12 protein-coding genes and 1 pseudogene are annotated in these 13,529 nt (G+C 57.6%); 8 read left to right on the top strand and 5 right to left on the bottom strand.

The window, feature by feature from the left end; translation table 11 throughout:
• The 3 genes from F3H35_RS18465 to F3H35_RS18475 form a co-directional block, all read left to right on the top strand.
• Window positions 1-1,312: alpha/beta hydrolase (locus F3H35_RS18465; RefSeq protein WP_149781005.1), on the top strand; the 1,312-nt coding region annotated here is incomplete at its 5' end.
• Between the two features lie 243 nt (window positions 1,313-1,555).
• A complete protein-coding gene (locus F3H35_RS18470) occupies window positions 1,556-2,929 on the top strand; it encodes a metal-dependent hydrolase family protein (RefSeq protein ID WP_223228485.1) in 1,374 nt (457 codons plus the stop codon).
• Complete coding sequence (locus F3H35_RS18475; protein WP_223228486.1) at window positions 2,929-3,690, top strand: hypothetical protein; 762 nt, start codon at window positions 2,929-2,931, stop codon at window positions 3,688-3,690. Before F3H35_RS18470 ends, F3H35_RS18475 begins: the two co-directional genes overlap by 1 nt.
• A 206-nt stretch (window positions 3,691-3,896) precedes the next feature.
• Here the strand turns inward: F3H35_RS18475 and F3H35_RS18480 are convergent, their stop codons facing one another.
• Together F3H35_RS18480 and F3H35_RS18485 are read right to left on the bottom strand one after the other, a co-directional pair.
• Entirely contained in the window at window positions 3,897-4,127 is a 231-nt protein-coding gene (locus tag F3H35_RS18480; RefSeq protein ID WP_149781007.1) for a hypothetical protein, read from the bottom strand.
• A gap of 460 nt (window positions 4,128-4,587) precedes the next feature.
• Window positions 4,588-5,466, bottom strand: coding sequence for a LysR family transcriptional regulator (locus F3H35_RS18485; RefSeq protein ID WP_149781008.1), 879 nt, complete (start codon window positions 5,464-5,466; stop codon window positions 4,588-4,590).
• Between the two features lie 93 nt (window positions 5,467-5,559).
• Here F3H35_RS18485 and F3H35_RS18490 point away from each other — a divergent pair, with 93 nt between their 5' ends.
• On the top strand, window positions 5,560-6,816 hold the full coding sequence (locus F3H35_RS18490) for a M24 family metallopeptidase (protein WP_149781009.1): 1,257 nt from the start codon (window positions 5,560-5,562) through the stop codon (window positions 6,814-6,816).
• Between the two features lie 190 nt (window positions 6,817-7,006).
• On the opposite strand, the gene F3H35_RS18495 is transcribed toward F3H35_RS18490, so the two are convergent.
• Together F3H35_RS18495 and F3H35_RS18500 are read right to left on the bottom strand one after the other, a co-directional pair.
• Window positions 7,007-7,414 carry a MarR family winged helix-turn-helix transcriptional regulator gene (locus tag F3H35_RS18495; RefSeq protein WP_149781010.1) on the bottom strand — a complete coding sequence of 136 codons (408 nt, stop codon included), beginning with the start codon at window positions 7,412-7,414 and terminating at the stop codon, window positions 7,007-7,009.
• Window positions 7,411-7,833 carry an SRPBCC family protein gene (locus F3H35_RS18500; RefSeq protein WP_149781011.1) on the bottom strand — a complete coding sequence of 141 codons (423 nt, stop codon included), beginning with the start codon at window positions 7,831-7,833 and terminating at the stop codon, window positions 7,411-7,413. Before F3H35_RS18500 ends, F3H35_RS18495 begins: the two co-directional genes overlap by 4 nt.
• Before the next feature lie 719 nt (window positions 7,834-8,552).
• On the opposite strand from F3H35_RS18500, the gene F3H35_RS18505 reads away from it, so the two are divergent.
• From F3H35_RS18505 to F3H35_RS18525, 4 genes and pseudogenes are all read left to right on the top strand, one after another.
• Window positions 8,553-8,936, top strand: a complete 384-nt coding sequence (locus F3H35_RS18505) for a hypothetical protein (protein WP_149781012.1) — start codon at window positions 8,553-8,555, stop codon at window positions 8,934-8,936.
• A 208-nt stretch (window positions 8,937-9,144) separates the two neighbouring features.
• Complete coding sequence (locus F3H35_RS18510; protein ID WP_149781013.1) at window positions 9,145-10,413, top strand: virulence-associated E family protein; 1,269 nt, start codon at window positions 9,145-9,147, stop codon at window positions 10,411-10,413.
• A 797-nt stretch (window positions 10,414-11,210) separates the two neighbouring features.
• A complete protein-coding gene (locus tag F3H35_RS18520) occupies window positions 11,211-11,630 on the top strand; it encodes an HGGxSTG domain-containing protein (RefSeq protein WP_317510755.1) in 420 nt (139 codons plus the stop codon).
• 428 nt (window positions 11,631-12,058) lie between these two features.
• Window positions 12,059-12,583 (top strand): annotated as a pseudogene (locus F3H35_RS18525) (transposase); the annotation flags it as partial.
• A 721-nt stretch (window positions 12,584-13,304) separates the two neighbouring features.
• Here F3H35_RS18525 and F3H35_RS18535 read toward each other — a convergent pair.
• On the bottom strand, window positions 13,305-13,529 hold a 225-nt coding region (locus tag F3H35_RS18535), incomplete at its 5' end, for an electron transfer flavoprotein subunit alpha/FixB family protein (RefSeq protein ID WP_223228487.1).

A 13,529-nucleotide genomic window follows, 5' to 3' on the forward strand; every position in this document is an offset into this window, starting at 1 on the left:
CCTGATGCTGGCAGTCGCCGTGTTCGCCGTTGCCTTCATTATGGGGCGCCTCGTTGCGACCCTTTTCCGCTTGGTTCGGGCAAGGTTTTATCGCGTCATGCCGCCGCGCCGTGCCAATGTGCTCGGCTTTGTCACCATTGCAGCGCTTCTTTTCATCGTGACGCGCGATGGACTATTCGACCGCGTGGTGTCCGGCCTTGATGAAAGCTATGAGGCCGCGCAGGCGCTCTTCGACAATTCTCCACCACCGCCGTCGGACCCTCGGATGACCGGCAGCGCCGCGTCGCTGATCGACTGGGCCGCCATCGGGGCGCCGGGGCGGGACTTCATCACTTCAGGACCCGACGCCGCCGCGATCTCGGCCCTGACCGGCCGGCCGGCGTTGGACCCGATCCGGGTGTATGTGGGTCGGGCCAACGGCGAGACGCCGCAGGAGAGAGCAAAGCTTGCGCTGGATGAGCTGAAGCGCCAAGGGGCATTTGACCGCGCGGTGCTGATCGTGGCCAGCCCGACGGGGACTGGCTGGATGGACCCGGGAGCGCATGACCCGGTCGAATACATGCATGGCGGCGACATCGCGACAGTCGCCGCGCAGTATTCCTACCTTCAGTCACCCCTTGCCCTCATCCTCGAGACCCGGACCGGACTGGAGCAGGCGACCGCCTTGCAGGAGGCTGTGCATGGCTACTGGAAGACGCTGCCACCGGAGGCCCGGCCGCGTCTTTACGTGCATGGGCTCAGCCTCGGGGCATGGTCGTCGATGTATGCAACCAACCTGTTTCGCTTGCTGGACGATCCGATCGACGGCGCGTTCTGGGCCGGGCCACCCTTCCCTTCGGCTTTCTGGAACTATGTCCAGCGGCAACGCGCGCCGGGTAGCCCGTGGGTTCTGCCAAGGATTGGGGACGGATCGTTGGTGCGCTATGCATCGCATACGGCAGACGCCTCGGAGGCCGAGGCGTCTTGGGGGCCGATGCGCATCGTCTTCCTGCAGTATTCGAGCGACCCGGTCGTATTCTACGATCCCTATTCGCTGTGGCGCGCGCCGCCTTGGATGCAGGATCCACCGGCTGCCGACATGACCGATCATTTTATATTCGTGCCGGTTGTAACGCAGTTTCAACTTGCGCTGGACATGGCGTTGTCCTTTGGCGCGCCGTCGGGACATGGCCATGCCTATTATGCGCAAGATTACATCGCGCCTTGGGTCGAAGTGACCGATCCCGAAAACTGGTCGCCCTCGGACACCGAGAAACTCATGGCGCATTGCGACAATGGCTTTCAGATGGGTTGTTCCAACGGCCTCAAGTAAGGCGGAACCGGACCGACGCCGAAGCGATCAAAGAACATTCCCGAAGGTCATTTCCCAAAATTAAACATGCAATCCGGTTGCCTCGCACTTCAAGCAACCTAGAATTGACCGCATTGAAATTTCGGCTTGGCCGAAAGTATTTTGGAGGCCTGTTTTATGTGTTTATCATGTATTGAAAGCATTGAAGCCGGCATCGAGCCGATAAACCCATGCCTGTGCGGGGCGCCCGCAACACAGGCCGCCATGCAGCGAATAGAGGCCGACATTTCACGGCGCAGGATGCTGGGCGGCATGTCGGCTGTCGTGGGCATGTTCGCCGGTTTTGGGCTGGCGCCCAACGATCTTCGGGCGCAGACCCCGGGCCGGGCGACGGTGCTGACGAACCTGCGCTATTTTGACGGCAGCACGCCCGAAATGCAGACAGGACGCGACATTCTTGTCGAGGCGGGCCGCATCGTCGCCATGCCAGCCAGCGGGACGGGACCAGAGGACGCCGACATCATCGACTGCGGCGGACGCGCCGTAACCCCGGGGCTGATAGATTGCCACTGGCATGCCACCTTGGTCGGGATCAGTCAGGTCGCGGCGCTGACGCAGGATATCGGCTGGGTCCATCTTATGGCGGGCCGCGAGGCAGGGGCCACGCTCATGCGTGGATTTACCACCGTTCGCGACACTGGCGGGCCGGTCTTTGGCCTGAAGATGGCCGTGGATCAGGGTGCCGTGACCGGACCACGCATCTTTCCGTCCGGAGCCATGTTGTCGCAAACCTCGGGCCATGGTGATTTCCGCATGACGACAGCCTTGCCAAAGGCAGCGGGCGAGCCGCTGGATTATACCGAGCGCGCAGGCGTCGCAGCTATTGCGGACGGACGCGCCGAGGTCTTGCGCCGGACCCGCGAACAACTGATGCGCGGTGCGAGCCAGATCAAGATCATGGCAGGTGGCGGTGTGGCCTCGCCCTATGATCCGCTGGATACCGCGCAATACACATTGGACGAGATGCGCGCAGCAGTAGAGGCCGCGGCCGACTGGGGCACTTATGTCTGTGCGCATGTCTACACGCCCACCGGCATCATGCGTTGTCTCGAGGCCGGTGTACGATCCATCGAGCACGGACAACTGGCCGATGAGGCGACCATCAAGGCCATGGCCGAGGCCGATGCCTGGTGGAGCATTCAGCCCTTCCTTGCCGACGAGGACGCGAACCAATATTCCGACCCCAGAAGCCGCGCCAAGCAGCAGCAAGTTGCCCAAGGCACAATTCGGGCCTTTGAATCCGGCCGCGCTGAAGGCGTGAACATGGCCTTCGGCACGGATGTTCTTTTCAACCCGACTGGCGCAGCCACGCAGGGCCGCCAACTTGGCAAACTGACGCGTTTCATGTCGACGTTCGATGCTTTGCGCATGGCCACAGGCGACGCCGGCCGACTGCTGGAAATGTCTGGCGAGCGATCCCCCTACCCCGGCAGGCTTGGCATCATCGCCGAAGGTGCGCTGGCGGATATACTCGTTTGGGATGGCGACCCGGCCTCTGATCTGGACTTTCTCGCCGATCCCGAAACGAACCTGCGCCTTGTCATGAAGGGCGGGCGCGTCTTCAAGGAGACGCTGTGATGCCGTTCGATAGTCTTGCGAGAGCCCGTTCAATAGTCGCAGCGGGGTTGATATGCGTCGGGACGTTTTTGGCGCCCAACGGGGCAAAGGCCGACCCAAGCGACTGGTCCGGGCAAGTCACCGTCTATGGCTGGGGCGCGGGCGTCTCGGGGGACTTCAGGCCGTTGCCGATTGCGCCGCGGCTGTCCTTCGACAATTCCTTTTCCGATGTGCTCGAAGATCTGGACGCGGCTTTCTTCATGACGGCACTGGCGCGTCGGGGTGACCTCGTCCTGTTCGGTGATCTAACGTATTCCTCGTCGTCGCGCAGTGGTCGGGTGCCACCCGGCATCGCTGCCTCGGGTGAGTTGACAATGCGCTCGGCGACCTTGGCAGCAGGCAAACGTTTCCACGCCGAACGACAGACGACGCTCGACCTGCTTGGCGGCGCGAGGTTCTGGAGCATCAACGGGCTGGTGTCTGTGCCGTTGGCTGGTGTGAGTGTCGCGCCTGAGGCCAATTTTGCGGATCCCATCATCGCACTGAGAGCGAATACGAGACTATCGCCCCGCTGGTCCCTGCTGGCCTACGTTGACGCAGGCGGATTTGGTACCGGGTCCGACTTTACATGGCAGACTGCGGTGACTGCAAATTACAAGGTCAGTGATCGTTTCTATCTCTCGGCAGGGTGGCGCCATCTCTATGTCGACTACAACAAAAACGGGGCAGACTTTGATGGAAGCATGACCGGTCCCCTCATCGGAGCGACCATTCGCTTTTGAAAATCGTCGCTGACCGCTCTTCGGAACGGGCCTCAGCATGGGCTGGATTTCTGTATGATGCGGACGCCGAACACGGAGGCAAGAGGGGGTTGCAGGGGGCGCAAAAAATTACGCAATATGCGGGCGCACCCTGCTACTGATGGACGCCACTTACGCAAATTCATGCGGAACTTGAGGCCGGGTACTTGCCATAAAGCGCAAGGTGTTCAGGGGGCAAGACGCCACTGACCATTATCAAGACATCGCCGTGTCTGTACGGTGTGAATCTGGGGCTTTCGGCGTGTCATGAACTTGTAGCTCAACCCCACGCAATTGCCAGACACCGTTGAGACTTCGACTGAACCATGCGCGCCAGTCTCGGGGTTGGACCAGATGGTATCGTCACCCGGCTTGGCATTGCCGTCGGCATAGAGGCCTCCGCCAGATCGGACCATCATATTGATATCCTCTTGTGTCAGACCCGTATTTTCGATCTGCCGCAGCAATGAATTCGCTGAAACCGGATGAGACATGAGGACAAGGAAACCGACGATCGCAAGTCGAGAAATGGTATGTGGCACAGGTCAATAACCTTTCATAGGAATATACCCCACATTGCCACCTGCTTGGGCGTGTTTCAAACCCGAAATTGGAGGTTTTCGCTGTCGCCAGACATGGGCGTTAACCCGTGCAGATCAGAGATGCCAAGATACCTGACATTCAGGACGTGTGAAGCGAACTTCCGCTCTCCACCCTTTGTGCAGGGTGCCGGGACCGGTTCGAACCTGCCGTTCGTCGCCTTACTCGACGCAGCAATGCAGCTTCACCAGACCGGCCATTCGTCGATCGTGCCGCATTTCGGCAAATCGAAAGTCTGCAGCGCGGACAAAATTGCTGCTGGCTGCACGCTTACCAATCTCACTGCGCCGTCAGATGGATAATCAGATCGTCAATTTGAGTGCGTGTGTCATCCTTCCGCTGCCACGTCAGAAAGTAGCCCTTTCCTGTCTTCAGTGGGGCGTCCGCCAAGACAGCAAGCTGACCGGAAACAAGTTCATCTTCCAATAGTGAACAACTGGCCAATGCGATGCCGACACCCTCCAAAGCCTGACCAATGGAGTGGCTGTAACTCTGACACATCATCCTCGGAAGACCATGGAATGGGCTGCTGCTCACACGCTGCTCCCAGACCTCCCAATTGATCCAGTCTGGAGCATGTCTTTGGTAGTCCAGCAAAGGCATGCTAGCAGGATCGTCTGCAAAAAGCTTTGCGCCTGCGGGAGACGACACTGGGGCAAGCTCTTCTTCCATCAGAAGGATCCCGGACCAACCCTTTGGTACCTCATCGGCGTAGACAATCGCGATATCGTTCGTCTCGGACAACAGTTCGCGCGGGTCATCCTTGATGCTCGTTTCAATAGGACAAGATGCAGGGCTGAGCGCGAAAGACTTCAGGCGTTTGAACAACCAAAAGACCGATACCGCCGAATTTGCGGCGATGCGAAGGGTGGGCGAGGTCGGAGACCGAACTTGGGTCAATGCACCTTGAAGATAATCGAGCGCCATCGCGACTGGATCAGCCAACTGAGCCCCTGCCTGTGTCGGTGTCAGGCTGCGTGCGCCGCGCTCGAACAACTCCGCGCCGAGCCAGTTTTCCAACTGCTTTATGCGCTTGCTGACAGCCGCTTGCGAGACATAGAGCTCCGACGCGGCGGCGCTAAAACTACCTGCACGCAACGCGGCTTCAAAAAACACCAGCGTATCAAGAGGCGGCAAGGACTTTCGGCGGCTATCCATTCCCAATGGTTATGACGAAGGCCGAATATTTGCAATATTCTCAGGCACTGGTGACGCCGGTAGTTTTGGGTGTCACATAGAAGGACATCCAAAATGGCAAATTTCGACTGGCACGCTGAGCGCAGCGATCTGGCTGGCATCGCGCTTCTTGATCGCGCTCCGGAAAGCGAAGGCATCGATTTGAAAGCCGTGCGCCTCTATCGCCTTGGCCGTGTCCGCGAACAAATGCAGCGATACGGGGTCGATGCGGTCATTCTTTCGGACCCGATCAACATCAGATATGCGACAGGTGCCCGAAACATGCAGGTTTTTTGCCAGCGCAACGCGCCCTCTCGGTACCTGCTGCTGACAGCCGAAAAATCCATCCTGTTTGAGTTCACGGGGTGTCTCCACCTTGGCCAGGGGTTCGAAACCATTGACGAGGTGCGGCCATCCAAGACTGCGAGCTTTGTCGCCGCCGGGCCTGAAATCCATGCTCGTGAAAAGGCTTGGGCCATAGAGATGGCCGACCTGATCGAAGAGCTTGTCGGAAAAGGTGCAACGGTCGGGCTTGAACGGCTGAACGCAGGGACGGCGATTGCTCTGAAAGACTGCGGACTGCGCATCGTTGACGCCCAACAGCCCGTAGAGATGGCCCGCTCGGTCAAGTCGAGCGAAGAGATGAAGTGCGTGAATGCTTCACTAAGAGCCACCGAACACGGTGTCGCCAAGTTACGAGAAGCCATCCGTCCAGGTATGACCGAGAACGAGCTATGGTCTGTGCTGCATCAATCGGTAATCGCCCGGAATGCAGATTACTGTGAAACACGCCTGCTCAATGCGGGGGGCCGGACAAACCCTTGGTTTCAGGAAACATCCAGCAATGTCATCGGCGAAAACGAGTTGATCGCGCTCGACACGGATGTGGTCGGGTGCCACGGCTATTATTCGGATTTCTCGCGCACGTTCCATTCTGGCCCCGGAAAACCTACGGCGACGCAACGCGAACTATACAAGGTCGCGTATGAGCAGGTGCTCAGCAATATGGACATTCTCCATGCCGGCATGAGCTTTCGAGACTATGCTGATCGGGCGTGGGATATTCCCGAGAAATACTATGAAAACCGTTACTATCTATCAGCGCATGGATGCGGCATGACCGGGGAATATCCCTACCTTTACCACAGAGGTGATTTCCCGGACGCAGGCTATGACGGTGAAATCCTGGCGGGCATGACGATATGCGTTGAAAGCTACATCGGTGAGACCGGAGGTGGTGAAGGTGTCAAACTGGAGCAACAAGTCTTGGTGACTGATGCGGGTATCGAGCTACTGTCCCGCTTTCCCTTTGAGGAAGAGCTTTTGCGATAGCCCGACAGCCAACATTCGTTGTTCGCGCAGGATTGGTCAAAACGCGCTCGCAGCCGTCAATTTCTGCTGCGCATTGTCATCGGGTCAAGCGTGATTATCGACCGTCACGACCGGCCCAGAGCTGACCTTCATGACCTTCGCAGCGGACGGCAGGAAGGAGCCCTTAGCTGACTCTCGGCATCACGCTGAGTTACGAAAAGAACGCTCGGTCGAACTCTTCCACTATCGGCATTGCCTGAGCCAGTAGTTTCTGCCCCTTCTCCGTTAACTTTACATGCTTGGCTCTGATATCTGTTGTAGCCATTTTTCTTTCGATCAGACCATTCTGCTCGAGGCGACTCGCTATCTGCGAGATATGCATCCGATCCATCCCAAGGAAATCGACAATCGCGTATTGGGTTACTTCGTGGCCCTCGCGGGAAAGCCAGGCGCAAACAGCCAGAACGGCAAACTGCGGCTGCGTGAGTTCCAGCGGCCGCAAGCGCGCATTCAACTCGCGTTGCCAGCGCATGAAATCATGCCACAACGTAAAGCCGGGGCTGAGTTTCGGTTCGGAAAAGGCGGAAATCTGCCCCCAGTCCAGTTTTTCAGTACTCATGCGTTCGGGGTCCCGGCTTCACAAGCAAGCTTCAGACCTGCCAGCGTGTCTGGAAGGCTGCGTGCGACGCCCTTGCCGATTAGCCGCCTAAACAGGGGGGCAAGCGCGCCGGTAAAGCAGACCCAATGGGTGACGCGGGTTTGGCCGTCTTCATCGGCCAGATCATGCCCGAACTGCATGCGGCACAAGGGCAACGCGCTTTCCACGGTAAAGCATCTGTCCTGTTTGATCTCGATCAGCTTGATTTTTGACTTCGGACCCTGACGCGGCTTCAGCCACCCCGATGCCCCCTGCGCAAAGGCCGGCAGGTGAACATCGATCAGTTCGCTATCCCATGTCGGCCATGAGACCACGTCTGCGTATCGCGCAAAGATCTGATTTCTAGGGGCGGCGATGCGGATGCTGTGCGAGATGTCCATGATAGGCCCTTGGATTAATGTAAATGCATTTACAATATATGCGCGCCGCAATCGAGATGCAAGCTGCCTAGTCAACGTCCGCTCCGTCCGCGGTGCGGACCTTGGTGCTGATCGCAGCGAACTTCCGCTCTCCGCCCTAGTACGGCATTTTGCCTTCGACAGTTTTGTATCTCAAACAGCGGTTACGCGCTTTAAGTTCACCAACGAGAAGGTAAAGGGCGTAAAAACTTCAAATTTGAAAACTGGCGATCGTTACAGGATTCGAATTCACAACTTAGAAGAAATATATACAAAACTTGGCTTCGAACCCTTTCGTACACCAAAGACTATTTCACGAAAGTTAAGATCAGATGTGATAAAGATTTCAGGCACTAGCCCTATTGACGCAAAACTTTCTCATGTAAGTCAGAGACTTACTGTAATTTTAGCGTTGAAACGTGGTGCCCGGGGGCGGAATCGAACCACCGACACGAGGATTTTCAATCCGGCGCTATTCAAGGTAATACAAGTGGTTACCCGATCTCGGCACGTCAAACCCCTGACGGTGGATCAAATACTTACGCAGAAAATGTCAAACCGGCACAGGCCGATCTGACAAACGAAAACCCCGGCGCGACGGCAATCACAACCGGGGATAAAGACGTTTTGCAAGGCGTCTGTTCGTGCGGTGACCATATCGCAGCTTTCCCCATCTTGGCAATGCATTGGGGGGTGCTGGTATGAGTATTTCGCAGCACATCCCCGACCACATCAAGCGCGTGTCCCGGTCGCTGGGCTATACCCTTTGGCTGGGCGCTGCTGACCACTGGTTTGGCCTGTCAGCTATTTTCAGGGCGCGTCTGAACGATGAGGACCGCGCGGGGCTTGCCTGGGCGACTCTGCGGTCTCTCGACCCCTATCACGCGCAAGCGGTCGCTGATGCCGTTCTGGGCGGAGCTGGTGCGCCTGATGCGCCTTTATTCGACACGGCAGATCAAGCGGCCATTTGGGCCGGCATTGCCGATGATGACGAGCTGGACGCCTACGCGGTTGCAATCTTCAATGCTCTGCCCCCGGCTAAACAACGGTACTTCCTTGAATACGGTCAGGAGGTGCTGGCATGACCTGTCGCGGCGGGATCGAGATAATCCCCGGCTGGGATCGTGAACACGCCTTCGCAGTTATGATCAGGGACCGGCACCGGGACAGCGGATATCTGGCCCGCGCCCTCCCGACACGTCAACGCGCTATCGACTTTGCCGAGGGCCTGGCCGAGGCATCGACGCCTAGACTGCATTGTGCGGACGTGCTTGCCTTGCGAGGGGGTGCGGCGTGATTGCGAAAGACAACCCATATTTTGCCGTTCGAAAGCGTCTCTCTAATGACAGCGGCCTGTCCTACCGCAACGACGAGCTGCCCCTGATCCGTGACGACAAGAAACGTCCGATCTGGAACATGGCGAACGCAATAACCCTGTTGACCGATCACGGCGACTGGCAGAGCGTTCTGGGGTTCAATCAATTCACCATGCGGCGCGTCCTATTGCGTGCCGTTCCGGGGCAACGCGGCGGCGAATATCCCCGCCCCCTCGAGGATGACGACTATTCTGCCGCTCAGGCATGGTTCAACCGCAACGGCTTTCCCAGGGCGTCTATGGAGATCGTGCGGGCGGCGGTGCGAAAGGTCTGTCGCCACCAATCCTATGATCCGTTGCGCGACTATCTCGACGGTTTGCAATGGGACGGCACTCGCCGGCTGAACTCTTGGCTGGCGGACTATTGCGGCGCTGAGCTTTCCGAATACTTGCAAGAGGTTGGCAAGCGGTGGTGCATCTCTGCGGTCGCGCGTGGTTTTAAGCCCGGATGCAAGGCCGATCACATGCTTGTTCTGGAAGGCGCTCAGGGGCGGAAGAAGTCAACCGCCTTAGCGACGCTGGCCGGTGAGGATTGGTTCTCGGATGCACTGCCTCAGATGGGGACCAAGGACGCCAGCTCATACTTGCGAGGCAAATGGATCATCGAGGTCGGAGAACTTGAGGCCATGCGGAAAGAGGTGGACGCAATCAAGGCGTTCATCACGCGACAGGTTGAGACATTCCGGCCCGCTTATGGCCGCGAGGAAGTATCAGAGCCGCGCCGATGCGTCTTTGCAGGCACCACGAATAAAGATGACTGGCAGCGCGACGAAACAGGCGGGCGTCGGTTCTGGCCCGTGAGGGTGGGCGAGATCGACGTTGACGGGCTGGCCCGCGACCGGAACCAAATCTGGGCCGAGGCCGTCATGCTCTACCGCAAGGGCGAACGCTGGTGGATTGAAGGCGAGGTTGCCGAACAGGCTCAGGCCGAGGTTGCAGATCGCCGCCCGGACGATCCTTGGAGGGCCGATATAGCCCGCGTGGTGCAAAGCCGCTCGGAGATCACCGCAAAGCAAGTGCTCGGGGAAATGGGCGTTCTGCCGTGTGACATGACGCCAATACTCGCACGCCGCGTCACGCAGGAATTGGTGGCGCTCGGATGGGAGCGAGCTGGTCGGATTACGTCCGGCGAGGGCAAGGGCGCGGCCCGGTATATCCCTGGTGAGGATGCGGTGAGGGTCCGGTGAGGACAGTGAGGATGGTGAGGATGGTGAGGATGGTGAGGATGGTGAGGATGGTGAGGATGGTGAGGATGGTGAGGATGGTGAGGCAAAATCTATCACAACACAAGAAACAGGCTAAGTATCTGATATATATAGGTATAGGACCTCAGCTGGAATTTATAAAAAATACCCTCACTATCCTCATTGCCTCTCTGCAACGATCCGCGGCTGATCTGGTCCCAATGCCCCGGTTTCTATCTGGGCAGGAGACCGAGGGGTGGAGTCATGCTTTTGCGCTGTGCGCTCAGTTCCGCGCCGAGCACGTCCCGTTCTTTGCTAGTCGATCACCATCTTGGCCGCCGACCTGGGTCAAAGCTGTAGCGCCGGTAAGAGTATCAAGAGAAAGCGTAATTAGACTTCCACTGTTACGGCCAAGCCAAAAAGCAAAGATCAACCTTTCCGTTACTTGCGTGTATGGAATTCGGGTGCCAACCATACCAGTCGGTCCAACAAGGGCGATGTCGCCCGCGTCTTGGTCCACGCTCAAACCAACTGAGCCCCCCAGAAATCCGAGATCACATACGAGGTCGAGTGGTTCCGAGCGTGCGATGCTTGGAGTGGCTAAGGCCAATATCAAAAGTCCGTGGTATTTCAATTGGGCCTCCAACAATCTTTCGGCGAGGCTGGCATGAAGGCATCCACCAAGGCAATCTGCTTTCTTTAAAGCCTGAGCATCCCCGAGGGGCCGAAAGCCGGTCACTCGTATCAGCAAATGATCCAGATTTGGCAAAGATAGCATAATTTCAATTCTGAGAACTTTGATGGAGGGTCTTAGAAAAATGCTGACAAATGTTGAGGTTGAAATGGACTTCAAACAAAAGATCGCGCGCTATAAACAGGCGGTAGACGAGATCCGGGAGAAATGCCCGGGCGTGCGTGTAGCACGTCTATGTCCAGCCACAGCACATCTCTCAGCTCGTGGGCAAATGGCCTGCTTTGAGTGCAATAAGAGAGGCTGCCTTCGTTTTCATGAGCTTGGCCTCGACGATTATGGTGAGCCTCTTGCAGAAGCCCTACGTCCCGGATGCGGTGCGAAAACCAATGCTGGCGAAGCATGCCAGGCGCGCGTCGTGCCCGGCAAACGCCGCTGTCGCATGCATGGCGGATTAAGCACAGGTCCAAAAACCGAAAAGGGCCGAGAGCGAATCAGGCAGGCACAAAAGCGGCGCTGGAAGGGATGAGGCTTCAACCATGCCAGGGGATAGTCTTTTGCGGTGCAGCGGAACGGCCTATACCTGCCGGTGGTGATATTAATTGAGGCACTGCAGGCTAGGCAACTCGACCAAAGTGCGCGGTCAGCCCAATTGCGCATGCTTACCGCCCTACGCATCAACCATCCTGACTCCGATCTGGAAAAACGGGCTACTGTCCGATTCGCCAGATTACTCTTAGCACGTTCGCGCCTGCAGCGAATGTCTACAACCCGCCGATTCTGTGGAAAATCAGATGTTTGCGAGCGCATAAATCGCCGTTCCAAATCGGGCGCATGCGCCTTTCCTGTAAGGCTTTGAGCATTTGCTGCGACGCAGCAAAGATCTTGGCAAGTTTTCGGAGGTTCTGGCGGTTGAGGCGAGTAGAAATTCGTCATCTGCGCCGCATGGTCGAGAAGCGCCGCATCATCCCCTTCATCCCTGTGATCGATAAATCAGAGCGGACCGATGGCACCTGGTCCAGATCCGACGTCGAATGGGACGAGGCGAATGATTAATATATCTGCCCCGAGGGTCACGCCCTCAAACAGTATCGCCGGAACTACTCCGATCCGAACCGGGGTCAGGACACCGTCGGGCGGAAGAAATATCGTGCCTCGAAGGCGACATGTCAGGCCTGTCCATCGAAGGAAATCTGCTGCCCGAAAGCGGAGGCCCGATACGTCACCCGTGAACCCCACGAGGAAGCCCGCAAGTTCGCCCGTGAATCCCGCAAGACCAAGGCTTACAAGGTATCCCGAGACAAGCGGAAGTAGGTGGAGATGCTCTTCGCCCACTTGAAGCGCATCCTCGGCCTGAACAGGCTACGCCTGCGCGGCCCCAATGGTGCCAAGGACGAATTCCTCCTCGCCGCCATCGCCCAGAACCTCCGAAAACTTACGAAGCTGCGGCCTCAGTGCGCCACCTCGGAGGCCACGGCATGAACTGAGCGGCCATATAGACGCCACAAGGCCGTGCGACGGGCGGTTGCCCGAACCAAACGGCGACACCCGAGCATGAGAGCAGCCAAAACGCGTTCTCTGGCCGAGTTTTTCAACAGAATCAGCTCTTTGTCCGCGACTTCATTTGTAACCCAAAGATGCCATGATAGCATTCACGAAATGCGTTGCAAAAAGCAATCTTCGAATTGGGGCAGAGCAAAACGTGACTAATCAAATCAAATCTCTTGGAACTTTCGTCTGGTCAATCGCGGAGCTTCTACGCGGCGATTTCAAGCAGTCCGAGAATTGAAAGGTCATTCTGCCTTTCTTAGTATTGCGGCGGCTCGACTGCATCTTGGAAGAGACAAAGCACACCGTGCTCGACATGGCAAAAACTCTGCCGGACAACATGGACGATGAAGCACGCGACACGCTTCTGTCCGGCGTCGTCGGGCAGAACACGGATGGCAGCATTTTGCCTTGCTTCGCCTGCCTGCCCGTCCACATTGACCTTGGGAAGAATTTAAAGACTGCACCCATCGGTCGCCAGGACGCCGACCACACCGCGCGCTCGCAGTTCATGGCGCCGATCTTCGAGCGCTGTGCCTCCCCCCTTTCCGGCAAAGGTCGATATTCTGGCAAAGGTGCATTCAGTAGCTGCACCAGAGAAACTGGTGCCGCTGGCATTTTGCCGGAAGGGGAAAAATGTCGGACAAAAGAAGTCCTACAACATCTGAGTCAGTTCCGGCACGGCGGCGAAGAGATCGGCCACAAGGCCGTAATCGGCGACCTGGAAGATCGGGGCCTCTTCGTCCTTGTTGATCGCGACGATGATCTTGGAGTCCTTCATGCCCGCGAGGTGCTGAATCGCGCCCGAGATGCCGACGGCGATGTAAAGCTCGGGCGCCACCACCTTGCCGGTCTGGCCCACCTGCCAGTCATTCGGGGC

The organism is Roseovarius litoreus (assembly GCF_900142765.1).
Lineage (GTDB): Bacteria > Pseudomonadota > Alphaproteobacteria > Rhodobacterales > Rhodobacteraceae > Roseovarius > Roseovarius litoreus.